Origin of the sequence: Pseudaquabacterium inlustre (genome assembly GCF_038066595.1) — a bacterium.
GTDB classification, from domain to species: domain Bacteria; phylum Pseudomonadota; class Gammaproteobacteria; order Burkholderiales; family Burkholderiaceae_C; genus Pseudaquabacterium; species Pseudaquabacterium inlustre.
On sequence record NZ_JBBUTH010000001.1, the window covers coordinates 1 to 24,224 of the forward strand.

Below are 24,224 nucleotides of genomic sequence, written 5' to 3' on the forward strand. Positions count from 1 at the left end.
ACCCCACCCCACCCGATCGTTGATCTGCCGCAAGCCCCCACCGCACATCCACCCACCCAAGAATCCCAAATGCGATAGACTCTCATTTAGATTTGGAGTGCCCATGAGCCGCAGCCACCGCACCATCCCCGCCGCCACCCTGGCCGACCTGCCGGATGGCAGCGCCGCCACCGTGCAGCAGGTGCAGGCCGACGGTGCGGCGCTGGATGCCATGCAGTTGCACCGCCTGCGCGAACTGGGCTTCCTGCCCGGTGAGCCGGTGCAGGTGGTGCGCCGCGGCCCGGGCGGCCGCGAACCGCTGGCGGTGCAGGTGGGCGACACCTTGTTCGCCCTGCGACTGGCCGAGGCCCGCTGCGTGCTGGTGGCCTGAGGGGCCCTGCCCCTGCCGCCGCACCGCCACTGCCGTACCCGCCGAACCCGTTCCCGATGAGTGCCTCCACCGACCACCTTCCGCACAGCGTGGCCCTGGTCGGCAACCCGAACTGCGGCAAGACCGCGCTGTTCAACCTGCTGACCGGCGCACGCCAGAAGGTGGCCAACTACGCTGGCGTCACGGTCGAGCGCAAGGTCGGCCAGGCGCGCCTGGCCGACGGTCGCATGGTGCAGGTGATCGACCTGCCCGGCGCCTACAGCCTGACGCCCGCCACGCCCGACGAGCAGGTGACGCTGGAGGTCATCGAAGGCCGCCGCCCCGGCGAGCGCCAGCCCGACGCCGTGGTGGCCGTGGTCGATGCCACCAACCTGCGCATGAACCTGCGCCTGGTGCTCGAGCTCAAGCGTCTGGGCCGGCCGATGGTGGTGGCGCTGAACATGGCTGACGTGGCCCGCGCCCGCGGCCTGACGATCGACACCGCCGCACTGTCGGCCGCGCTGGGCTGCCCGGTGGTCGAGACCGTGGCCGTGCGCCGCAACGGCCATGCCGCGCTGCTGGCGCAACTGGGCCACTGGCAGCTGCCGGCGCCCGCAGCCGCGGCCGCGCCCGTGCAGGTGACGCCGGCCGATCCGGTGGAACTGCAGGCCGAGGTGCGCCGCATCATCGGCCTGGCGGTGCGGGGCGCGCCCGGCGCGCAGGCCGCTGACCGGCTGCAGCTCACGCTCGACCGCTGGGTGCTGCACCCGGTGTGGGGCCTGGTGATCCTGGCGGCGGTGCTGTTCACCGTGTTCCAGGCGGTCTTCGCCTGGGCCGCCGTCCCGATGGACCTGATCAAGGAAGGCATGGCCGGCCTGGGTGAATCGCTCAGCACCCACATGGCCGACGGCCCCTTGCGCAGCCTGCTGGTCGACGGCGCCATCGCGGGCGCCGGCGCGGTGCTGGTGTTCCTGCCGCAGATCCTGATCCTGTTCTTCTTCATCCTGGTGCTCGAAGACTCGGGATACCTGCCGCGCGCAGCCTTCCTGCTCGACACCGCGATGGGCAAGGTGGGCCTGTCGGGCCGCGCCTTCATCCCGCTGCTGTCGAGCTTTGCCTGCGCGGTGCCGGGCATCCTGGCCACGCGCACCATCGCACACTGGAAGGACCGGCTGGCCACCATCATGGTGGCGCCGCTGATGACCTGCTCGGCGCGGCTGCCGGTGTATGCGCTGCTGATCGGCGCCTTCATCCCCGACCAGTCGGTGGGCCCGTTCAACCTGCGCGGCCTGGTGCTGTTCGCGCTGTACGTGGCGGGCGTGGTGTCGGCCTGCATCGTGGCCTGGATCTTCAAGCGCGTGTGGCTGCGCAGCAGCTACCAGCCGCTGATGCTGGAGCTGCCGCCCTACCGCTGGCCCGGCGCGCGCAACCTGGCGCTGGGCCTGTGGGAGCGCGCGCGCATCTTCGTGCAGCGCGTGGGCACCATCATCTTCGCGCTGTCGGTGCTGCTGTGGTTCCTGTCCACACACCCGGCGCCTCCGGAGGGCGCCACGCTGTCGGCCATCCAGTACAGCTTTGCCGGCCAGCTGGGCCGCGCGCTCGAACACGTGTTCGCGCCCATCGGCTTCAACTGGCAGATCTGCATCGCGCTGGTGCCCGGCATGGCAGCGCGCGAGGTGGCGGTGGGCGCACTCGGCACGGTGTACGCGCTGTCGGCCAATGGCGACGGCGTGGCCGATGCGCTGGCGCCGATGATCGCCGCGCAATGGGGCCTGCCCACCGCGCTGGCCCTGCTGGCCTGGTACGTGTTTGCGCCGCAGTGCATCGCCACGCTGGCCACCGTGAAGCGCGAGACCAATGGCTGGCACTGGCCGCTGACGATGATGGCCTACCTGTTCGGCCTGGCCTACCTCGCGGCCTTCGTCACCTACCGCGCGGCGCTGGCGCTGGGCTTGTGAGGAAGAAGCGGTCATGGACCTGCAGTCGCTCGCCGTCACGCTGATCGTCACCGTCGCCCTGGTCTATGCCAGCTGGACGCTGATGCCCGCCGCCTGGCGCCGCGCCCTGCAGCAGCGCCTGACCGGCCGCGTGCAGCCCGAGGCCGCCGGCTGCGGCGGCTGCGGTGGTGGCTGCACGCCGCCGCCCCAGCGCTCGGCCTCGGCCGCGGCCGAGGCCAAGCCGATCACGCTGCACCGGCGCCCGATGCGCTGAGCTGGCTGCGGCCTGAGTGCCGCTCAGGCCAGCCCCAGCCGGTGCCGCAGCACCACGAAGGCCAGCCCGGCCTGCACCGCGTGGTCCAGCGGCGTGGCCGACTCGCGCTCGGGCAGGCCCAGCTCGCGCAGCAGCGTGGCCCAGCGCAGGTCAATGGTCACGGCGCCCTGCTGCTGGTAGGGCGGCAGCTGGCGGAACTTCCAGTCGTGGAACAGTGCAGAGACATCGATGCGCGGCTGCGGCAGGCCGGTGCCCAGCAGCGGCTGCGCGGCACGCTCGATCAGCGCCAGGTCGAAGTCGAGGTAGTAGCCGACGATGGGCCGCGGGCCGATGAACTGCAGCAGTTGCGCCATGGCCGTGCGGTCGGCGTCGGCCTGCCCGGCCGCGTCAGCACCCGTCGGGGCCAGGTTCAGTTCCAGCCGCTGGCTGGCCAGCACCCGGTCGGCCGCCACCCGCACGGCCGCCACCCGCACGGCCGCCACGGCCAGCAGGCGGTCGTGCGCGGCATCGCGGCCGCTGGCCAGCACATCCAGTGCCACCCATTCGCCGGCCGGCGGCGCCTCCCACAGAAAGGCCCATTGCGGGTCGGCCAGCTGGCGCTGCGACCACTCGCGCTTGATCGCGGCCCAGCCGCTGCCCAGGCTCACAGCGCGTCCAGGTGAAAGCGCAGCCGCAGCATCTGCTTGAAGCGCTTGACCACCGCCAGCGTGTCCTTCAGCAGGTCACGGTCCAGGCTGGTCAGGCGCGCCAAGTCGATGCCGCCGCCGGGCGGCTGGCCGGCGTCCAGCGCGGCCAGGCCCAGCTTGAGCTTCAGGCCCATGAAGAAGTGCAGGCTGTCGACCAGGTCGGTGGCCAGGCCGGCCTCCAGCGCGCCGGCGGCCACCAGGGCTTCGATGCGCGCCACCGTGCCGGTGGCCTGCACGCGCTGCGCCAGCGCCAGGCTGCGCACGCCATGCACCAGCGGAAAGGTGCCGGCCTTCTTCAGGTCCAGCAGGTCCTGGCCCTCCTCCAGCGCGAACAGACGCTGCCACCAGCCCCCGCCCCCACCCTCGAAGGCGTTGATGGCCGCGGCAAAGCGCGCCAGCAGCGCATCGTTGTCGGTGACCAGCTTGAACACCTCGCCACGCACCTCGGCCAGCAGTGCGGCGTCACCGGCCACGGCATGGGCATCGAGGAAGATCGCCAGCGACATCAGGCTGTCGGCCGAGGGCATCAGCAGCCAGCGCCGCACGCGCTCGCCGAAGTCGGCCGCGGCATGCCGCCACTCGGGATTGCTGACCATGATCCGCCCCGGGCACTCGGGGTAGCCGAAGTCGGCCAGCGCCTGCGAGAAGCGCTGGCAGATCGCGTCCAGATCGGCCGGCGCGTCGTAGCCGTCGCGCAGGATCAGGCCGTTGTCCTGGTCGGTCTTCAGCAACTGCTCGCCGCGGCCCTCGCTGCCCATCACGAACAGGCAGCTGTGGGCCACCAACTCGGCCGGCGCCACCAGCTGCCAGGCGCGCTCGAACAGCAGCGCATTGAGCTCCTGCACCAGGCGCGCGATCAGGCCCACCTTGGTGCCACCGCGCTGCAGCAGGCCGATCACCTGCGTGATCTGCCGCGCCGGGGCCTGCAGCGCCTCCAGGCTGCGCGCCTCCAGGATCTGCCGCGTCACCAGCGTGCTGTGGTTGGACAAAAAGCCCAGCAGGTCCACCTGCTCCAGCACGCCCAGGATCGGGCTGCCGGGCTCGGGGGCGCGCACCACCACGCGCTGCACGCGGTGGCGGATCATCGTGGCCAGCGCGTCGAACAGCGGCGCATCGGGCGCCACGCACACCAGCGGATGGCTGGCCAGCGCGCCCACCGGCAGGCGGTCCAGCGGGCGGCCGTCGAGGATGGCGCGCTGCAGGCCGGCGGTGGTGAAGATGCCCAGGCCCTCATCCTCGCCCACGCCACGCACCAGCACATGCGTGATGCGCTGGCCGGTGAACAGGCGCACCACCGAGACAATGTCCATCGCCGCGTCGACGTACTGCGGCGTGCGCAGCACGGCCTGGTCCACCCGCGCCAGCGTCAGGCTGTGCATCTCGTGCTGCTGGTGGTGGGCGCTCAGCGCCGCCAGCTTGTTCGACAGGTCGGCGAACAGCAGCGCCGCGAAGGTGGCGTTCTCGGTGATCAGCGCATTCACCGTCTCGCGTGGCAGCCGATAGGCCAGCACCTCGCCATGGGCCACGAAGCGGTGGCTGGCCACGCCGGTGACCAGCGCGCGGCCGTCGAAACAGTCGTCGGGGCCGTAGGTGGCCACCAGTTCGTCGCCCTCCCACTGCTGCACATGGCCCTGGATCAGCACCGCCAGGTGCTCGGGCGCCTGGCCGGGCGCCAGCATCACGCGGTCGGCCGGCACGAACTCGATGTCGACGCTGTCGCGCACGCGCCGGCGCTGCTCGGCCGTCAGGCAGTCGAAGGGGGAAACCTGGAAGTTGAAGGCGTGGGGCACGGCGGGCGCGGAACTGGCGGCATCAGGTGCCATCCCACCACAGCCAGCTGACACGCAGCCTGCGCGGCATCAAGCCGCGCGCCGCCGGCCGGGCCCTGCCCCCTACACCACGCAGGTGCGGTTCTTGCCGGTGCGCTTGGCCTCGTACAGGCCCTCGTCGGCGCGCTCCAGCGCACGCTGCAGCGGCTCGCCATCGCGCCAGGCGCTGACGCCGGCAGAGAAGGTGACGAACACCTCCTTGCCGTCGTGCATGAACAGGCTGGCGGTCAGCTGGCGCTGCAGCCGGGTCAGCGCCTGCTGGGCCTCGTCCACCGGCGTGTCGGGCAGCAGCACCACGAACTCCTCGCCACCGAAGCGCGCCACATGGTCGCCCGGCCGCAGCCAGCCGCGCACGCGCTCGGCCAGCGACTTCAGCGCCTCGTCGCCGGCGGCATGGCCCAGCGTGTCGTTGAGCTTCTTGAAGTTGTCGATGTCGATCAGGCCCACCGACAACGGCGCCCGCGCCTGGCCGGGCGCGGCCGGGGTGTCGCGGCGACGGCGCGCCTCGGCCTCGAAGGCGCGTTCCAGGCCGCGGCGGTTGGCCACCTGGGTGAGCGCGTCGGTGGACACCTCCTCGTCCAGCCGGCGCAGTTCCACCTCCAGCGACCGCACGCGCGCCTCGAGCTCGCCGGCCCGCGCATGCTCGGCAGCCAGGCGTTCGCGGGCGCCGGCCACCACGGTCTGCACCGCGCGGCTCTCGCCCACCATCTCCTGCACCAGGCCGGCCAGGTGCTCCAGTGAATCGGCCGCGGCGATGCGCTCGGCATAGGCCGCCATCTGGTCGCCGAAGCGGCCGGTGGCCTGGCCCAGTTCGCCCAGCTCGCTGACCACCTGCTGCACCACCTGGCGCAGCGCGTCTCGGGCCAGCGCGCGTTCGTCGGCCAGCTTGCGCTGCTGCGCGCGGGTGTGGTCCAGCAGGTCGCGCGCGGCGCGCACCGCCCGCGCGCTGGCGCCGGCCTCCAGCCGGGCGCGCAGGGCCCGGCCCTGGCCGCGCAGCCAGTCGCCGTCTTCCGCCACCTCGGCCAGGCCGTCGGTCAGCGAATGCGCCAGCGCCAGCAGCTCGTCCACCAGCTCCTGGCGCAGGCCGAACAGGCCACGCACGCGCAGGCACACGGCGGCCACCGCCTCGGCCAGCGCGGGCGTGACGCCCTCGGCGCCCAGGCGCCCGGCCAGTACCGCCAGTTCGTCCGCCAGCTCGGCCGCCCGCGGCTCGGCCGCCGGCAGACCGGCGCGCACCGTGCCGGCGAGCTCGCCCAGGGTCTGGCGGGTGGCGTCGTCCGCCGACGGGGCGGTCGTGGCGGCCGTGGCCGGCGCTTCGGGCATGACCGGCGTGGCGGCCGCAGCGGCCGCAGCGGTTGTCGCAGGCGTGGCGGCAGCGCCGGCATCGCCCGCCTCGGCCGCGGCGGTGTCGGGCTGGTCACCCTCCCAGGCGCCCACCAGTTGCGCCAGGCGCTGCTGCAGGCGCGCGGCGTCGCTGCGGCTGCTGGTGAGCACACGCGCCAGGCTGTCGCGCTTGCGCGCGCCGGTCCACTGTCGGCCGCCCTGCTCCAGCCCCTTGGCCAGGCGCTCGATCAGCTGGGCCCAGGCCTCGCCCTGGCTGCCCGCGGCGGCCGCGGCACGCTCCAGCGCCTTGCCGGCGTCGTCCCAGCGGCCGGCCATCAGTGCGCCGGCCAGTTCGCCGCGCACCGCGGGTTCGTCGCTCAGGCGCATGGCCAGACGCTCGACCACGGCGCGGGCGCGCGGCGGCGGGGCGCCATCGGGGCCGGGCGGCGGCTCGCCGGCCTCTTCGGCATAGGCGCGGGCATAGTTGGCCGGTGTCGGCTCCAGCTGGGCGGCGGCCAGGCGCCGGAGGGCGCCCTTGGCCCAGGCAGCGGCTTGGGATGCGGTCACGATGGGCCTCGGTTCGGCACGCTGCCGGGCCGGCCGCGAAGGCCGCCGGCGGCGCACGGATGGCGGGTCAGGGACGGACGCGGCTGGCCGAGCGCACGGCTTCCAGGCGCGTGGTGGTGCCGTGCATGATCCACGGCGCATTGCCTGGCATCACGGTCTGCTGCAGCCACACTTCCAGGTCGTCGGGTGCGATCGGCCGGCTGAACAGGAAGCCCTGCATCACGCCGCAGCCCAGGCGCAGCAGCTCTTCCATCTGGCGCAGGTTCTCCACGCCCTCGGCCACCACGCGCAGGCCCAGCGAGCGTGCCAGCGCGATGATGGCGTTGACCACCGCCGAGCTCTGCGGCGTGATGCCCAGGTTGCGCACGAAGCTGCGGTCGATCTTCAGCTCCGAGATCGGCAGCGTGGTCAGCGAGGCCAGGTTGGAATAGTCGGTGCCGAAGTCGTCGATCGCGATCTCCACGCCGATCTCGTTGAGCCGGTGCAGGAAGGGGATGACGTTCTCGGAGTCCTTCTTCAGGCTGTTCTCGGTGATCTCGACCTGGATCACGCGGTGCGGCATGCCATTGGCCATCACCGCCTGGTGCAGGTGCTCGACCAGGTCGCTGCGGCTGAACACACGGCTGGGCAGGTTGACGGCGATGGAGTCCTCGAAGCCGAAGTGCTCCGACCAGATCCGCGCCTGGCGCGCCGCCTCGCGCAGCGCCCACTCGGACATCGGCACGATGAGGCCGGTTTCCTCGGCCAGCGGGATGAAGTCATTCGGCGGCACCAGGGTGTTGCCGCGCTGCCAGCGCATCAGCGCCTCCACGCCCACCATGCGCGCCGAGCGCACGTCCATCTTGGGCTGGTAGTGCAGCACCAGTTCGTTGCGCTCGATGGCCTTGTGCAGTGCGCTTTCCAGCTCGATCTTCTCGCGGCCACGGCCTGCCAGCAGCGGGCTGTAGACCGCCGTGGCATCGCGGCCGGAGTTCTTCACCGAGTACATCGCCACGTCGGCGTTGCGCAGCAGGTCGGCCACGCCCTGGCCGTCGCGCGGGAAGATCGCGATGCCCACGCTGCAGGTGACGAAGCATTCCTGGCCGCCGACGAAGATCGGGTCGCGCATGGCCTCGAGGATGCGGTCGGCCACGCGACGGGCGTCGGCCTCGTCGCCCACCTCGGGCAGCAGCGCGATGAACTCGTCGCCGCCCAGGCGGCCCACGGCCTCCAGCGTGCGGTGCGAGCGGGCGCCGGCGCTCTCGATGCGGTCTTCCATCACCTGGTCGCTGTGGCGCACGCAGCCGCGCAGCCGGCGCGCCACCTCCACCAGCAACTCGTCGCCGGCGGCATGGCCCAGCGTGTCGTTGATGACCTTGAAGCGGTCGAGGTCGATCAGCAGCAGCGCGGCCGGGTGGCCGTAGCGGCGCGCCCAGTCGAGCGCGCGCTCGGTGCGCCAGATCAGCTGGCGGCGGTTGGGCAGACCGGTCAGCGCGTCGAAATTGGCCAGGTGGCGGATGCGGTCCTCGGCGACGCGGCGGTCGGTCACGTCCTGCACGATGCCGGTGTAGCCGATGGTGTGGCCATGCTCGTTGAACTCGGGCTCGGCCTCGATGTGCACGATGCGGCGCAGGATGGTGTCGCGGTGGAACACCGGCACGTCGATGGCCAGCACGGTGCTCTGGGCCAGCACGTCGCCCAGCACGCGCATCACGCCGCGCCGGTCGGGCTGCGGCACCATGCGGATCAGGCCGCGCAGCGAGATCGGTTCGTCGGGCGCCAGGCCGAACACCCGTGCGGCCTCGGGCGCCAGCGCCAGCCCACCGGCATGGTGGCCGGCCGGCAGCCGCCAGTCGAAGCTGCCCATGCGCGCCAGATCTTGTGCGCGGGCCAGCTTGGCCTTGCTGCGCTCGAGCTCGATGCGGATGCGGGCCGAGCGCAGCAGGTAGCGCAGGCGACCGGCCAGCAGGCTCCACTGCGTGCTCTTGACGAAGAAGTCGGTGGCGCCCACCTGATAGGCCCGGGTGATCGAGGCCTCGTCGTCCAGGCCGGTGAGCATCAGCACCGGCAGGTTCTCGCAGCCGGGCATGTGGCGCAGTTCGGCGCAGGTGTCGAAGCCGTCGCGGCCGGGCATCATGGCGTCGAGCACGATGATGTCGGGCGTCCAGTGCGCCAGCATGTCGAGCGCGCGCTCGCCGCTGGCGGCCTCGGTGATCTCGAAGCCACGCTCGCGCAGGGCCACGGCGGTGAGCAGCAGGGTGACCTCGTCGTCATCGACGAGCAGCACCTTGGGGCGCTCGGTCGAATCTTCGGCGTCGAAGGCGTGCGGCAGGGTCATCAGACCTGGATACTAACTGTGCTGAACCAGCAAGTGTTGCACGGCCGCGTCGACCCGCACGGCCTCGCTGGCCAGGCGGTCGAGCACCGGCGGCAGCGTGTGCGCCTGGCCTTCGCGCACCGCCAGCTCGGCCTGGGCGCACAGGGCCGCCAGCTGCAGCGCGCCGATGCTGGCCGACGAGGACTTGAGCGTGTGCACCGCCAGGCGGGTGGCCGGCAGATCGTCGGCAGCACGGGCCTGCGCCAGCTGGCCGCTCAGCCGCGCCAGCGAATCGCGGTAGGCGGTGAGCACCCGGGCCATCAGCCGGTTGGCGCCGGTGGGGTCCAGTTGGGCCAGCTGGCCGAGCGTGCGTTCATCGAGCGGCGGCGGTTCGGCCGCGGCCGGGCGGGCGGTGGTGGTGTCGGGCGAGGCGGTCATGAGCGGGCAAGGGACGCCGTTGGCGGATCGGGGTGCCGCCGCCAACTACACCGCAGCCACCCGGATGGATCATCGCATCAAGCATGGCCCTCGGCACCCGTCGCGTCAATCGCAGGCCGGCCCGTGGCGCGGCCAGGCGTGGCAAAGGCCGCGCGGCCAGCATCCGCGTGGCGCGGCCGCGCCCTGCGCGGTGGCGCGGACGCCACATGCGCCGTCCGTACAATCCGCCGCATGTCGCGCGACCGCCCTGCCGGCGATTCCACGCCCGGTGCGACGCCGCCGGCGTCGCCTGCGCTGCCCATGCTGCCCGTGCTGCCGCTGGCCCTGCTGCTCGGCGCGCTGGTGGCCGCCCTGCTGGGCAGCCAGCAGGTGCTGCCGGCCTGGCTGGGCGCGCTGGCCCTGCTGCTGGCCGTGGCCGGTGCCCTGGTGAGCGGCGCCTACTGGAGCCGCCAGCGCCAGCTGGAGCGCCTGCGCGAGGCGCGGCTGCACGCACAACTGCTGGGCCAGATGATCGACCTGTGGCAATGGCAGACCGACAGCGAGCATCGCCTGGTGCGCCTGCAGCCGCCGCAGGCCGCGCCCGCCTCGGCCTGGGTGCAGGGCAGCTACAGCGGCGAGCCGCTGTGGCAGCGTTTCGACGACGCCGCCCACAGCCTGCGCCACCGGCTGCAGGCCCAGGCCCCGATCCATGACCTGCGCGTGCTGCAGCCTGCCCCCGCAGGCGGTGGCACCACCCGGGCCTGGCGGCTGCGCGGTCAGCCACGCTTCGACGGCCGCGGCCGCTTCACGGGCTACCTGGGCGTGGCCGAACCGGCCGAGCCCCTCGAAGCCGCCGCCGACGCCCGGCGGGCGCTGGACGCCCTGCTGCAGGACGGCCCCGGTGCGCTGTGGCTGCTGGAGGCTGCGACGGACCCCGGTGCGGCGACGGGTTGGCGGCTCGAGCGCGCTAGCCCCGACGCCTGGGCGCTGCTGAACCTGCCCGCCCCGCCGGCCCAGGCGCTGGGCTGGAGCGAACTGCTGCGCCGCCTGCCCGACGCGCTGCGCGACAAGGCCCAAGGCCTGCAGCCCGGCGCCACGGCCACCGCCGAAGGCTGGCAGCTGCGCCTGATCGAACTGGCCGATGCGGCGGAGGGCCCGGCCGCCCGCCGCCTGCTGTGCGCCAGCCGCGCCAACGACGGCAGCGACCTGGCCCAGCAGGCCCTGGCCGCCGAGCATGCGGCCTTCAGCTACTCGATCTCGCACGACCTGCGTGCACCGATCCGCGTGGTCGAGGGCTTCGGCCGCATCCTGAAGGAAGACTACGGCCCGTCGCTGGACCGCATCGGCAACGACCACCTCGACCGCGTGATGTCCGCCGCCGCGCGCATGAACCACATGATCGACGCGCTGCTGGCGCTGTCGAAGCTGAGCACCCAGCCGCTGGCGCGCCAGCCGGTGAACCTGTCGCAGCTGGCCGGCTATGTGGTGGACGAACTGCGCCGCGCCCAGCCCGAGCGCCAGGTGAACATCGACGTGGCGCCCGACCTGCACTGCACCGGCGACCCGACGCTGCTGCGCATGGCGCTGGAGAACCTGCTGGGCAATGCCTGGAAATACAGCGCCCGCGCCGAGCGGGCCGAGATCAGCTTTGAGCGCGTGCAGCAGGGTGGCCGGCCGGTGTACATGGTGCGCGACAACGGCGCCGGCTTCGACATGCGCTTCGCCGACCGCCTGTTCGGCGTGTTCCAGCGTCTGCACAGCGCCAGCGACTTCGCCGGCAACGGCGTGGGGCTGGCGTCGGTGCGGCGCATCGTGCGCCGGCACGGCGGCGAGATCTGGGCCGAATCGGAAGTTGGCCAGGGCGCGCGCTTTTACTTCACGCTGAAGGACTGACCCACGGTCGACGGATGGTCGGCGAAAGGCCGGCGACCAGGCTGAGCTCAGCCCTGCCCGCGCGCCAGCAGTTCCACCGCCTCCACCAGCCGCTGCGCCTGCTCGACCAGCGAGCGCCGCTCCTCGCCGGCCAGGCGTTGCAGGCGCTCCAGGGCCTGACCGCGCTGCAGCGAGTAGCGGTGCATCAGCACGCCCACGGCCAGCGGCACCGGGTCCAGCGCCGCCGCCGGTGACCGGGCCGCCTCGCCCGCGGCCACGGCCGGCGTGGCCGCAGCCGGTGTGGCCACCGGCGCCGCGGCGGCCGCCCCACCGCGCCGGTGCGGCAGGTTGGCGAAGGCCGCCTCCACGGTGGGCAGGATCTGGCCGATGTCCAGCGGCTTGACCAGGTAGGCCACGGCGCCCAGGGCCTTGACCTGCTGCACCGTCTCGTCGTCGGCAAAGGCCGACAGGAACATGAAGGGCGTGTGCAGGTACTCGCGCAGGTAGGCGGCCACGTCGAAGCCGCTCTTGCCTTCCATGCGGATGTCCAGCAGCGCCAGCTCGGGCCGGTGCTGGCGCGCCAGCAGGATGGCGTCGTCGCCGTTGTCGGCGTCGATCACCTCGTAGCCGGCCTGGGCCAGCCCGTGGGTGACGGTGGCCAGCACCAGGCGGTCGTCGTCGACGACCAGGATGCGGCCCTTGGAGGGATTGCCGTTGCTGCCGGTATCGGCCATCTGCTGCACTTCCATCTGGCGCCTTGCCTGCGGCGCCTCGGCGCCCATTGTCGCAAACGGTCAGATCGGTTCCAGGAGCGTGATGCTCGGCGGCACCAGCACCACCTTGGCCTCCACCTCGACGCCGGCCTGGGCGAGCGTGAGCGTGGCGCTGCGGCGCGGCAGCAGCGCGCGCACCAGGCCCAGGCCCGACACGCCCGGCGGCACCTGGGCCAGGCTGAAGCCCTCGCGCAGCTGGCCGGGGCTGTAGATGGCGATGCTCAGGCGCGCCTCGTCGCAGGTCAGCACGCAGCGGATCTCGCCCGCCGCGGTGCCGTGCTTGACGGCGTTGGTGAGCAGCTCGTTGATGGTCAGCGCAATGGGGATCGACTCGGCCTCGGGCAGCGCGAAGCGGTGCGGCGGCGTGCCCTCCACCACCACCTGGATGGCGCGGCCGAAGGTGCGCTGCACGCTGGCCGTCACCGCCTCCAGCAGCGGCTTGATGCGCAGCGGCCCGGTGGCGCCCACCTGCAGGCCGTGCACCTGGGCGATGGCCTGCACCTGGCCCACGGCCTCGCCGATCAGCGCCGCCACCTCGGGCCGGCGCGCCGCCGTCTGCTGCAGCAGGCCGGCCACGCCCTGCAGGTTGTTCTTGATGCGGTGGTGCACTTCCTTGACCAGCATCTCGCGCTGCGCGATGGCGGCCTCGAAGCGCGCCTGCTCGGCCGCGCGCTGCTCGGTCACGTCGCTGGCCACCAGCAGCAGCTGCGACTCGGCCGATCCGCCGCCCACCGGCGCGCCCAGCGAAACGATGCGCATGTCCCAGACCCGCGTCTCGCCCTCGCCGTCGGCCCGCGACGGGCGCGGCCACTCGCGGCGCAGGCCCTCGGGGCGCTGCAGGGCCTGGGCCAGGTCGGCCTGCAGGGCCTGCACGTCGGCCTCGCCGAACCACACCACCGGCGGCTGGCCCAGCACGGCCTCGACCGGGCGGCCGAAGAACATGGCCGCCATCTGGTTCATGCGCAGCACGCGCTGGCTGCCGGCATCGAACAGCGCGATGGCCAGCGGCGCGGTCTCGATGATGCGCTGCAGGCTGGCCTGGGCCTGGGCGATCGACACCTCGGCCTGGCGCCGGCGCTCGATGTCCAGCAGCGCGAAGGTGATCTGGCTGCCCGGCCCCAGCGTGGCCGTGCGGCTGCCCTCGGGCCCGGTGACCACGGCATTGCCCACCACCCAGAACTCGCGGCCGTCGCGGCCGCGCAGCTTGCACTCGAAGGTCTCGGCCTGGCCGTCGGCCAGGGCCTGCAGGTAATGCGTGGCGCGCAGCGGGTGATCGGGTTCGGCGGTGGCCACGATGGCGATCGGCTCGCCGACGAAATCGGCCAGCTCGCCGCCGAACATGCGTCGCGCCGAGCGGTTCATCCACTCGATGCCGCCGCCGTCGCCCACGGTGACGATGCCCACCAGCACCGAGTCGAGGATGGCGCGGGTGCGTTCGGCCTGCAGCTGCACCGCCTCGCGCGCGCGCCGGCGCTCGTCGACGTCCACGTACGAGCAGATCAGCCCGGCCTCGGGGTCGGCGTCGTCGACGCGGCGCTTGCTGACCTGCACCCACAGCAGGCGGCCGTCGCGGCGGCGCAGGCGGCGCTCGCCCCGCCACAGGCCGTTGGCACCCAGCGCGGCACGCTGCGTCTCGCCGAGCCGGGCATGGGCCTCGGCATCCTCGAACAGCGCGGCCAGCGGCATCTGCTCGAGCTCGTGCACGGTGTAGCCGGTCAACTGGGCCAGGGCCTCGTTGGCGCGCTCGATGCGGTCGTGGCGCAGGTAAGCCAGACCCACGTCGGACAGGCTGAACATCAGCGCCCGCTCGCGCGCCAGCGCCTCCAGTTCGGCCTGCTGGGCCTTCAGGCGCGACACGTCGGTGAGCACCACCACCAGCTCGGGCTCGGCCGCGCCCGATTCGCCCAGCGCCCGGCTGACCGACAGCGCATACCAGGCCGCCGGCGCGCCCTCGGCGGCCTGCGGTGTGCGGATCTCGAGCTCGGGCACGCCCTCGCCGGCCAGCGCCTGGCGCAGCGCGGCCAGGGCCTCGGGCTGGGCGGCCAGCAGCTCGGCCACGCGCAGGCCGGCCGAGGCGCCAGCCGGCAGGCCCAGCATGGCCTCGAAGCGCTGGTTGCAGCGCACCAGCTGCTCGCCGCGCAGGTAGGCGATGCCGGCGCTGGTGCCTTCGAGGATGGTGGACAGCTCTCGCAGCAGCTGCTCGCTGCGGTGGTGCGCCTCCTCCTGCTCGGTGACGTCCAGCGTCACCACGCTCAGGGCGGTGCGCCCGCCGGTCAGCTCGCCGGGCTCCACCCGCGTGAGCAGCCAGCGCGTGCCCACGTCAGGCACCTGCACGGCATAGCGCACCTGCACGCGCTGGCCGTCGCGCAGCGCGCGCTGCAGGCGCTCGAAGGCCTCGCGCGAGCCGGGCGCCACCTGGTCGCGGCCGATGGACTGCAGCCCGGCCGGCAGGCCGGCGACCGGCGCCGCCGCCGGGCCGCCGGGCGGCGGCGTGGCCGCACCGGGCCGGCTGGCGCGGCTCTTGACCCAGCCGCGCGAGGCCTCGTAGGTGGCCACGCCGACGCCGGCGGTGTCCATCAGCGCGCCGATCTCCAGCTGCGCCAGGTCGTGCTCGTCTTCCAGGCTGCGGTCTTCCACCACCGCCATCACGCGCAGCTGGCCCTGCTCGTTGCGGAAGGCGCGCAGCCGTGCGCGCAGGCGCTGGCGTCGGCCCTCGGCCACCGCGCCTGTACCCCCTGCCGCCGCGCCGCCCGCCCGCGGCGGCAGCGTCACCGTGGCCAGCACCTCCAGCGGCGCGGCATCGGGGCGCAGTTCGGGGTGCGGGCGATCGCCCTCCCAGGCCAGCAGCTGGGCCAGATCGGCCGGCGCCTCGCCCAGCAGCACCGGGGCGTGGCCCACCAGCGCCTCGAAGGCGGCGTTGCTGCGCACCACCAGACCGTCGGCGTCGTAGACCAGCATGCCGATCGGGCTGAGGTCGAACCAGTGCTCCAGCTCATGGCCCGAGTGCTCGGCCTGCTGGCGAGCCAGGTGCTCGGGCGTGACGTCGTGCATCAGCGACAGCAGCAGCGGCCGGCCGTCGTCGGCACTGACCCACAGCGGCGCATGGCGGAACCAGCGCAGCCGGCCCAGCGCATCGATCAGCCGGCGCTCGAGCTGCAGCTGCGGCCGGCGCCCCTCGTGCAGGGCCTGCAGCAGCTCGGCGCGCCCCTGCTGCACGGCGTCGTGGTCGGCCGGCGGCATCAGCGCCTGCAGGTCGTGGCCCAGCACGCGATCGGGTGGCAGGCCCAGGGCCTCGAAGAAGGCGCGGTTGGCGGCCACGCAGACGAACTGCGCGTCCTGCACCAGCAGCGGCTGCGGCGTGTCCCACAGCAGGCGCACCAGCTCGGTGGTGGCCCCGGCGGCCAGCGGCGGCAGCGGGGGCGGCGGCGGCTCGGCCGGCGCACGCAGCATCCAGCCGCTGCCCTGGCTGCGGGCCAGCGTGAACGGCAGCGTCGGCCCGTCGACCAGGCCCAGCTGCAGCGTGGCTTCGGGCTGGCCGGCCAGCAGCGCGGCCAGCAGGCGGGCCTGGGCGTCGGCGCTCAGGCGCGGGCAGGCGTCGGCGGCGGGCTGGCCCGGCTCGCAGCCCAGGCGGCGCGCGGCCGCCTTGTTGCACCAGGACACGCGCTGGCGCGCATCCATCAGCACCAGCAGATCCCCGACGCCATCGAGCAGCGCCGTGAGCTGGGCATTCGACGGCAGCGTGACCGGTCGCGCAAGCAAAGCCATGCGGCCAGTTTAGCGGCCGGCCCGACGCCGGGCCGGGCTGCCCGCGGCGCCGGGTGCGCCGTCAGTCCAGCTGGCGTGCCGCGGCCAGTGCGCGCAGCACCGAGCGGTTGACCGTGCCCATGCCCATCATCAGCGTGTCGGCGGCTTGGCGGATGTCGTAGACCGAGGCCGATTCCACCGCGCGCACCAGTTCCAGGTAGGGATGGTGCGGGCCGTCGTCGGACACCAGCGCGGCACGCACGCTGTCGCTGGTGGGCACCGAGTTCAGCAGCACGTCGAAGGGCTGCTGCATCAGCCGGTCGAGCAGCGAGAACACGCCACAGATGAACAGGTCGCCGCGGGTCTCGTCGTCGCAGCCGGCCTCGCGGCCCAGCTCTTCCATCAGCAGGCCGCGGCGCACCGCGGCGTAGATCACCGGCTTGAGGTTGGCGTCGCGCCCGCCCGAGGCCAGCAGCAGCGCCAGCCAGCGCTTCAGGCGCTGGTAGCCCAGCATCATGATGGCGTGGCGGAAGGAGCTGATCTCCACGCTCAGCCCGAAGGCCGGCGAGTTGATGTAGCGCAGCAGCTTGTAGGCCATGGTGGGGTCGTTCTTCATCACCGCCTCGAGCCGCTCGATGGGCTCGGCGCGGTCGACCCGGTTGATCAGCTCGACGATGGCCTGCAGCTCGGGCCGCGCCTGCCCCGGCCGCACCGCACCGGCCACCGCCGGGTCGTCGATCGGCCAGCCCAGCACGGCGATGGCGCCGCGGCCGAAGGCATCGTTCATCTCGGCCAGTGTGCGCACGCCCGACTGCACATGCGGGATGTTGCGCGACACGCCGCCGGGTGGCGGCAGGCCGTCGCGGCGCTCGTCGGCCAGGTCGATGATCGAATAGGCGAAGCAGGGCAGCAACTCGCGCGGCAGCGGCGTGACCGGCCGCCCCTTGATCAGCAGCGTGTTGCCGGCCTTGTACAGCGCGGTCAGCGCCGCGGCATGCGCCGCGTCGGCGGCCAGGAAGGCCGGCACCTCCAGCATCAGGTGCGGGGGCAGCTCGCAGCCCAGCAGCTGACCCAGCAAGGCCTCGCCGGCCACGTTCAGCGACACGCGACCGGCATCGGCGGGCCAGGTGTCGGCCAGCAGGGCCAGCAGCTCGCCCGCGTCGGGGCGGGCCTCGGGCTGCAGCGGGAAGACGGTCAGCCGCAGCGCGGTGATCGCCCGGTGGCGGTCGATCATCGGCGAATAGCCCAGGGCCAGCTGGCCCAAAACGCGATGATCCACGGTGGTGTCTGTCATGCCGAGAGTGTCCGACAAACCGGCCCCCGGTTCGCCGCTGGATGAGGTGGCTTACTTCAGATAGTCGAGCAGCGACATGCGCTGCACGATGGCATAGCTCTGCAGCGCGGCCTGGTAGCCGCTTTCCTGCTGCTTGTAGTCGGAGATGGCCTGCACCATGTCGACGTCTTCCACGCTGGCCTGGGCGGTCTTGGCCCACAGCATGCGATCCTGGTTGCGGCTGTCGATGGCGTCGAGCCGGTTCATGTCGGTGCCGGCCTGGGCGCGTGCCGACATGAACTGGGCCATCACCGCGTCCATGTCGCGCAGGCCGCTGGAGACCGCCTGCGCCACCTGCGAGCCGGTGGCCTGCGGGTCGGACAGCGCGCTGATCGCGTTGTCCAGCGCCGTGAACGGGCTCAGTTCGGGCTGCGACGGCGCCAGCGTGAAGCTGTCGCCGTCGCCGGGCTGGCCGGTGATCGTGAAGCTCATGCCGTCGACCGTGATCGCGCTGCCCGAGACGAAGCCCACGCCGCTCTGGCCGGTGGGCGCGCCGTCCTGCAGCACGTCGTAGGTGGTGACGCCGTCGACCACGCTGAAGGTCAGCGCGTAGCTGCTGCCGGTGATGGCCGCGGGATCGGACACGCTGCCGGCGCTGATCCAGGCCTGGCCCGAATTGGCACCCGACTGGCCGGTGACGAACACGCCGTTGCCGCTGCGCGCCGACAGCCAGATGGCCTGGCCGTCCAGCGTGGTGGGCATGGCCTCGCGGGTGGAGGCCTGGGTCTGGCCGGCGGCGGCGGTGGGGGCCAGCGTCACGCCGCCGGGGGTGTCGAGGAAGGGCACGGTGCCCGAGGTCTGACCGCCGAAGACAAAGCCGCCCGCGCCGTCGTCCTGGTTGGCCAGGGCCAGCAGCTGGGTGCGGAAGTTCTTCAGCTGCTGCACCTGGGCATTGCGCTCGCTGGGGCTGTAGGTGGCGTTGCCGGCGGTGACGATGGTCTCGCGCGCGCTTTGCAGCAGCTCGACGGCCTGCCCCAGCGTGGACTCACCCAGCTTCATGGCATTGCGGCTGGCATCCACCGAGCGCTGGTCGGAGCCGATGCGCTGCTGTGCGATGTAGGCGCGCTCGGCCCGCGCCGCGCCGGTGGGGTCGTCGCTGGTCTTGTTGATGCGCTTGCCATTGGTCATCGAGGCCTGCACCTCGGACAGGTCGCGCTGGCGGCGCTGCAGGCTGTCGATCGAGCTGTCGTAGCGGTAGGCGGTGGAGACTCTCATGGCATGTCACCTCAGCTGCCAGCAATGCTGATCACGGTATCGAGCAGGGTCTGCGCGGTCTGCAGCACCTTGGCGGCGGCCTGGTAGCCCTGCTGGTACTGGATCAGCCGGGCCACCTCCTCGTCGACGTTGACGCCGGTCACCGAGGTCAGCTGCTCCTTGGCGGCCGTGAAGGCCTTGGACGAGCTGTCCGACGCGATGCTGGCGCCCTGTGCGCGCACGCCGATCTGAGAGAACAGGCTGGAGTAGGCGTCGCTGGCGCGCTGGCCGTCGACCAGCGTGCGGTTGGCCAGGCTGTCCATGCTCAGCGCATTGCCGTTGTTGGCCGAGGGCTGCTGGTTCGGCGCCAGGCGGATCTCGTCGCCGCTGCGCGGCAGGCCGGCCAGGGTCAGCGAGATGCCGTCCCACAGCACCGGCTGGCCGGGCGTGAACGTGCCCGAGCCAAGCACCGCGTTGCCGGCGTCACGCACCTCGTAGGCGCCGGCATCGTCGGTGAAGTGCACGCTGATGGCGCTGTAGCCGGCGGCCGGCTCGGCCACGATGTCGGTGGCGGTGACGGCCATGGTGCCCTGGTTGGCCGCAGGGATGGTGGCCACCACCGGGCTGGCCGCGGCCAGCCCGCGCGGGTTGCGCATGGCCACCGAGATCTCGGCCGCGGCGTAGGCCACCGGCCGCAGCAGGAAGCTCTCGCCCGCCGTGGGTGCGTTGGCCCCGGCGGTGATGCGCAGGCCGTCGAGCACATCGCCGCTGGCGATCGACACCGGCGTGGCGCCCGGGCCATCGGCCAGGCGGGTGACGAGGAAGCGGCTAGCGTCGGCCGGATCGACCTCGAGCTTGTAGTCGCTGGCCTTCAGCGCCGCGGCATCGGTGATCTCCAGCGTCACCGACGAGATGGCGGCGCCGCTGGCATCGCGCGCGTTGGTGGTGGCGGCCAGTGCCTTGGGCTCGGCCACGTTGAACAGCGCCGAGCCGGCCTGCCGGTCGAGGTCGATGCCCAGGCCCTGCTGCGCGTTCAGCGCACGCGAGACACCGGTCACGAACTGGCCCAGGCGGTTGCGCGCCTCGGCCAGATCGCCCGACTGGAACTGCAGCATCCCGCCCAGCTTGCCGGAGGTGATGAAGTCGTCGGCCAGCAGCGTGAGCTTGCCGTTGAGGGTGATGCCCACGCCGGTGCGCTTGGGATCGTAGGGATCGGTCTGCACCGTGAGCTTGTTGGCCGAGCCGCCCAGCACCAGGGTCTGGCCGGTGGCCACGAACACGCCCACGCTGCCATCGGCCGCGGTGACGGTCTGCACGTCCATCTGCTCGGAAATGCGCGAGACCAGCACGTCGCGCTGGTCAAGCAGGTCGTTGGGGTCGTGGCCCAGCGCGCTGGCCGACGAGATCTGCCGGTTCAGTGCCGCCAGCTGCTGCGCCAGCGTGTTGACCTCGTTGACGGCACCCGCGATGTCGCTCGTGACATTGCCCTGCAGACCCTCGACCTGCTCGGCCACGTCGTGCGCCAGCGCGGTGAAGTCCTGCAGCTTGCCGATCACGGCCTGGCGCGCCGACAGGTCGGACGGCGCGGCGGCCAGGTCGGCGAAGGCATTGAAGATCTGCGTGGCCGCATTGCCCAGGCCCGATTCACCGCCGGGGAACATCTTCTCCAGCTGGCCCATCAGGTCGGACAGCGCCGCATCCGAGGCGGCCGCCGACTTCAGCGAGGCCGCGCGGTCGGTGAGGAAGGAATCCGACGCGCGCTTGACCGTGGTGACCGACACGCCGCGGCCCAGCCAGCCGCCGCTGAACTCCTGCGCGGTGTTGGTGGACTGGATGTTGGTCTGGCGCGAATAGCCCTCGGTGTTCGCGTTCGAGATGTTGTGGCTGGTGGTCTGGATCTGCCGGTACGACGCGAACAGCGCCTGCGAACCCAGCGACAGCAAGGACGATGCACTCACGCGCTACCCCTTCAGCCCAGTGCGCGCTGGGCGCGCTGCGTGGTCTGGATGACCTTGGCCAGCTTGCTGGCGTAGGCCGGATCGGTGGCATAGCCGGCGTTCTGCAGGCCCTGGGCGAAGGCCGTGGCATCGCCACCGGCCGCACGCACGGCGGCGTAGCGCGGGTTGTCGCTCATCAGCCGGGCGTAGTCGGCGAACGACTCGGCATGGCTGGCGTAGGCACGGAACTTCTGCACCACCTTCTGTGCCTGGCCGTTGACGTACTCGGTGGTGGTCACGTCCACCGTCGGGCCCTTCCAGCTGGCACCGGCCTTGATGCCGAACAGGTTGTTCGACGGCGTGCCGTCGCGACCGACGATCTCCTTGGCGCCCCAGCCGGTCTCGTGCGCGGCCTGGGCGATCATGAAGCTGGCCGGGATGCCGCTCGCGGCCTCGACCTGGCGCGCCACCTCGCTGTGCTGCTGCACGAAGCCGGCCACCGCGGTGGAGGGCACGCGCGGGGCGCCGGCCACGGCGGTGCCGTTGGCCAGGGCGCCGGCATTGGCGCTTGCGGCCTGTGTGGCGCCGCCCAGGCCGCCACGCGCGGCCGACAGGCTGGCGTTGGCCGGCGTGGCGCTGGGCGTGACGCCCATCTGCCGCTCGAGCTGGCGCGCGATCAGGTCGGCCAGGCCACCCGGCCGCCCGGCGCTGCCGCTGGCCAGCTGGGCATCGAGCATGTCGGTGCCCATGCGGCTGGCCTCGTTGTCCATCATGCCGCTGGAATCGCTGGCCGCGCGCATGCTCTTGAGCACCTGCTGCATGAACAGGGCCTCGAACTGCACCGCCGCCTCGCGTGCAGCGGTCTTGGGGTCCTTGCCTGCGGCATTGCGCAGCGCATCGAGGTTGCGCGCATCGCTGGCCAGGCGGTTGCCGCGCACGCCCTGGCTGGCGGCGAAGCTGGCCGTGGAGGCGCTGGCGGCGGCGTGGCCCGAGGCGGCGGCGGCCATGGTCAGATCACCTCGATCTCGGCGTTCAGCGCGCCGGCGGTCTTCATGGCCTGCAGGATGGCCAGCAGGTCCTGCGGCGTGGCGCCCAGCGCGTTGAGCGCGCGCACCACGTCGGCCAGCTTGGCGCCGGGCGGCAACTGCATCAGCGCCCCGCCCTGCTGGGTGATGGCGATGTCGACCTTCTCGGTCTTGACGGTCTGCCCGCCCTGCGACAGCGGCGCCGGCTGGCTGACCTGCGGCGTGGCGTTGACGGTCACGGTCAGCGCGCCATGGGCCACGGCACAGGTGCCCAGCGTGACGGATTCGTTGAGCACCACCGAGCCGGTGCGCGCATTGAGCACCACGCGCGCCGCGGGCTTGGCCAGCTGCACGTCGAGGTTCTCGATGTCGGCCACGAAGCCCACCGGGTCGCTCAGCGTATCGGGCATGCGCACGCGCACCACGCGGCCGTCCATGGCCTGGGCGGTGCCGGCGCCCTTGACGGCATTGATGGCGTTGGCCACCGCGCGGGCGGTGGTGAAGTCGTTGGCCGACACGTCCAGCTGCATGTAGCCGCCGCGCGAGAGCTGGGTGGGCACCGAGCGCTCCACCGTGCCGCCCTCGGGCACGCGGCCGGCCGACAGGTGGTTGATCTGCACCTTGCTGCCGCCGGCCGAGGCGCCGGCGCCGCCGACGATCAGGTTGCCCTGGGCGATGGCGTAGATCTGCCCGTCCGCGCCGCGCAGCGCGGTGGCCAGCAGCGTGCCGCCGCGCAGGCTCTTGGCATTGCCGGCCGAGGCCACGGTGACATCGATGCGCTGGCCCGGCTGGGCGAAGGCCGGCAGATCGGCCGTGACGACGACGGCGGCCAGGTTCTTGGGCTGCATCTGCACGCCCGGCGGCAGCGTGATGCCGTTCTGCTGCAGGTAGGCCGCCAGGGCCTGGGGCGTGAACGGCGCCTGGGTGCTCTGGTCACCGGTGCCGTCCAGGCCGAACACCAGGCCGAAGCCGGTGAGCTGGTTGGGGCGCACGCCCTGCACCGTGGCCAGTTCCTTGATGCGGGCAGCCTGGGCCCCGCCTCCCGCGGCGACACCCGCCAGCACGGCAACCAGCAGCGCCGCGCGGCGCAGCCAACTTCCGGGCCTGAAGACAGAAGAAGTCATGTCGGCCATCCGGCTCAGATCGGCAGCACGCTGAGGAAGAAGCGGCCCAGCCAGCCCATGCTCTGCACCTCGGCCTGCTGGCCGCGGCCGCGCTGCTCGACGCGCACGTTGGCGATCTGCGTGCTCTGCACCGTGTTGCCCGGCGCGATGGCGCGCGGGTCCACCTGGCCCGAGAAGCGCAGCACGTCGACGTTGGCATTGACGCCGATCTGCTTCTCGGCGGCGACGATCAGGTGGCCGTTGGGCAGCACCTGCACCACGGTGGCGGTGATGGTGCCGGAGAAGTCGTTGGTGTTGACCGTGGTGCCCTTGCCTTCGTAGGTGTTGGTGTCCGAGCCGGTGGCGGTGGCGCGGGTCAGCGCACTGCTCTTGAGCAGCGGCAAGGCGGTGACGCTGGCCGACAGCGCGCTCTTGCGGTCGATGTTGCTGGTCGAGCTCTGCGTGGCGTTCACCTTCTCGGCGATCTGCACCAGCAGCGTGTCGCCGACGATGCGGGCACGGTGGTTCTCGAACAGTGGCCGGTAGCCGTCGGAGCGGAAGATGGCACCGGTGGGCACCGGCGCGGCCACCGGCACGGCCGGCAGCGGCACGGCCGCGGTGGGCTGGATCACCTCCACGTCGGGCAGGCGGGCCAGGTGCTCGCAGCCGCCCAGCAGCAGCAACAGCGGCAGGGCCAGCAGGGCGGTGCGCAGGCTCATGGTGGTGTGCCTCACAGCTGCCCCAGGCGCTGCAGCATCTGGTCCGAGGTCTGCACCGCCTTGGAGTTGACCTCGTAGGCGCGCTGCGTCTGGATCATCGTGACCAGTTCCTCGACCATGTTGACGTTGCTGCCCTCGACATAGCCCTGCTTCAGGCTGCCCAGGCCGTTGGCTTCCGGCGAGCCGGCCTGCGGTGCACCGGACGCGCCGGTCTCGGCATAGAGGTTCTCGCCCTTGGGCTCCAGACCGGCCGGGTTGATGAAGTTGGCGATCTGCAACTGACCGATCTGCTGCGGCGCGGTCTGGCTCGGCAGTGTGACGGTGATCACACCGTCCTTGGCGATGGTGACGCTCTGCGCCTGCGCCGGCACGGTGATCGCCGGCTGCACCAGGTAGCCGGCGTTGGTGACGATCTGGCCTTGCGAGTTCAGCTGGAACGCGCCGTCGCGGGTGTAGCCGGTGGTGCCGTCGGGCATCTGCACCTGGAAGAAGCCCTGGCCCATGATGGCCACGTCGTAGGTGTTGCTGGTCTGCTGGATGCTGCCCTGCGAGAAGTTGCGCGCCAGGCCCACGGCGCGCACGCCCAGGCCCATCTGCAGGCCGGTGGGCAGCGTGGTCTGCTCGGTGCTGTTGGCGCCGGCCTGGCGCAGGTTCTGGTACATCAGGTCCTCGAACACCGCATGGCCGCGCTTGTAGCCATTGGTGGCGCTGTTGGCCAGGTTGTGCGAGACCGCGTCCAGCTGGGTCTGCTGCGCTTCCATGCCGGTCTTGGCGATCCAGAGTGAGCGGATCATGTGCAGCGCTCCGTGTAAAGAAAGGGGTACATGGTGATGATCGCCCCGACTT

General features: G+C 72.5%; 18 protein-coding genes. 4 read left to right on the forward strand and 14 right to left on the reverse strand.

Annotated elements, in window-relative coordinates; genetic code table 11:
• The first annotated feature begins 103 nt into the window (after positions 1-103).
• Genes AACH10_RS00005 through AACH10_RS00015 form a run of 3 tightly spaced genes read left to right on the forward strand, consistent with a single transcriptional unit; the run spans position 104 to position 2,560 of the window.
• Entirely contained in the window at positions 104-370 is a 267-nt protein-coding gene (locus tag AACH10_RS00005) for a FeoA family protein (RefSeq protein ID WP_341408294.1), read from the forward strand.
• Positions 371-426: 56 nt separating this feature from the next.
• Positions 427-2,307: a ferrous iron transporter B gene (gene feoB, locus AACH10_RS00010; protein WP_341408295.1), complete on the forward strand. Its 1,881-nt coding sequence runs from the start codon at positions 427-429 to the stop codon at positions 2,305-2,307.
• 13 nt (positions 2,308-2,320) lie between these two features.
• Complete coding sequence (locus AACH10_RS00015; protein WP_341408296.1) at positions 2,321-2,560, forward strand: hypothetical protein; 240 nt, start codon at positions 2,321-2,323, stop codon at positions 2,558-2,560.
• 23 nt (positions 2,561-2,583) lie between these two features.
• On the opposite strand, the gene AACH10_RS00020 is transcribed toward AACH10_RS00015, so the two are convergent.
• The 5 genes from AACH10_RS00020 to AACH10_RS00040 all read right to left on the reverse strand — a co-directional run bounded on the left by AACH10_RS00020 (position 2,584) and on the right by AACH10_RS00040 (position 9,699).
• Positions 2,584-3,207: a 3'-5' exonuclease family protein gene (locus AACH10_RS00020; RefSeq protein ID WP_341408297.1), complete on the reverse strand. Its 624-nt coding sequence runs from the start codon at positions 3,205-3,207 to the stop codon at positions 2,584-2,586.
• Complete coding sequence (locus AACH10_RS00025; RefSeq protein ID WP_341408298.1) at positions 3,204-5,036, reverse strand: putative nucleotidyltransferase substrate binding domain-containing protein; 1,833 nt, start codon at positions 5,034-5,036, stop codon at positions 3,204-3,206. Before AACH10_RS00025 ends, AACH10_RS00020 begins: the two co-directional genes overlap by 4 nt.
• A 102-nt stretch (positions 5,037-5,138) precedes the next feature.
• Positions 5,139-6,965 (reverse strand): GGDEF domain-containing protein, encoded by a 1,827-nt coding sequence (locus tag AACH10_RS00030; protein WP_341408299.1) that lies wholly within the window; start codon positions 6,963-6,965, stop codon positions 5,139-5,141.
• Between the two features lie 67 nt (positions 6,966-7,032).
• Entirely contained in the window at positions 7,033-9,282 is a 2,250-nt protein-coding gene (locus tag AACH10_RS00035; RefSeq protein WP_341408300.1) for a putative bifunctional diguanylate cyclase/phosphodiesterase, read from the reverse strand.
• A 12-nt stretch (positions 9,283-9,294) separates the two neighbouring features.
• Positions 9,295-9,699: an Hpt domain-containing protein gene (locus AACH10_RS00040; RefSeq protein WP_341408301.1), complete on the reverse strand. Its 405-nt coding sequence runs from the start codon at positions 9,697-9,699 to the stop codon at positions 9,295-9,297.
• Positions 9,700-9,930: 231 nt separating this feature from the next.
• Here AACH10_RS00040 and AACH10_RS00045 point away from each other — a divergent pair, with 231 nt between their 5' ends.
• Positions 9,931-11,571, forward strand: a complete 1,641-nt coding sequence (locus tag AACH10_RS00045; protein ID WP_341408302.1) for a sensor histidine kinase — start codon at positions 9,931-9,933, stop codon at positions 11,569-11,571.
• Positions 11,572-11,618: 47 nt separating this feature from the next.
• Here the strand turns inward: AACH10_RS00045 and AACH10_RS00050 are convergent, their stop codons facing one another.
• From AACH10_RS00050 to flgG, 9 genes are all read right to left on the reverse strand, one after another.
• Entirely contained in the window at positions 11,619-12,299 is a 681-nt protein-coding gene (locus tag AACH10_RS00050) for a response regulator (RefSeq protein ID WP_341408303.1), read from the reverse strand.
• A 45-nt stretch (positions 12,300-12,344) separates the two neighbouring features.
• Positions 12,345-16,088, reverse strand: a complete 3,744-nt coding sequence (locus AACH10_RS00055) for a PAS domain-containing sensor histidine kinase (protein WP_341408304.1) — start codon at positions 16,086-16,088, stop codon at positions 12,345-12,347.
• Positions 16,089-16,149: 61 nt separating this feature from the next.
• The gene (locus AACH10_RS00060; protein WP_341408305.1) at positions 16,150-17,361 is read right to left on the reverse strand and encodes an EAL and HDOD domain-containing protein; all 1,212 of its coding nucleotides are present in this window, start codon (positions 17,359-17,361) and stop codon (positions 16,150-16,152) included.
• 51 nt (positions 17,362-17,412) lie between these two features.
• Positions 17,413-18,615, reverse strand: a complete 1,203-nt coding sequence (gene flgL, locus AACH10_RS00065) for a flagellar hook-associated protein FlgL (protein WP_341408306.1) — start codon at positions 18,613-18,615, stop codon at positions 17,413-17,415.
• An 11-nt stretch (positions 18,616-18,626) separates the two neighbouring features.
• Positions 18,627-20,552 (reverse strand): flagellar hook-associated protein FlgK, encoded by a 1,926-nt coding sequence (gene flgK, locus AACH10_RS00070; RefSeq protein WP_341408307.1) that lies wholly within the window; start codon positions 20,550-20,552, stop codon positions 18,627-18,629.
• An 11-nt stretch (positions 20,553-20,563) separates the two neighbouring features.
• A complete protein-coding gene (flgJ, locus tag AACH10_RS00075) occupies positions 20,564-21,538 on the reverse strand; it encodes a flagellar assembly peptidoglycan hydrolase FlgJ (protein ID WP_341408308.1) in 975 nt (324 codons plus the stop codon).
• 2 nt (positions 21,539-21,540) lie between these two features.
• Entirely contained in the window at positions 21,541-22,680 is a 1,140-nt protein-coding gene (locus AACH10_RS00080) for a flagellar basal body P-ring protein FlgI (protein ID WP_341408309.1), read from the reverse strand.
• 14 nt (positions 22,681-22,694) lie between these two features.
• Complete coding sequence (locus AACH10_RS00085; protein ID WP_341408310.1) at positions 22,695-23,378, reverse strand: flagellar basal body L-ring protein FlgH; 684 nt, start codon at positions 23,376-23,378, stop codon at positions 22,695-22,697.
• An 11-nt stretch (positions 23,379-23,389) separates the two neighbouring features.
• Positions 23,390-24,172 (reverse strand): flagellar basal-body rod protein FlgG, encoded by a 783-nt coding sequence (flgG, locus tag AACH10_RS00090; protein ID WP_341408311.1) that lies wholly within the window; start codon positions 24,170-24,172, stop codon positions 23,390-23,392.
• Positions 24,173-24,224: the final 52 nt, after the last annotated feature.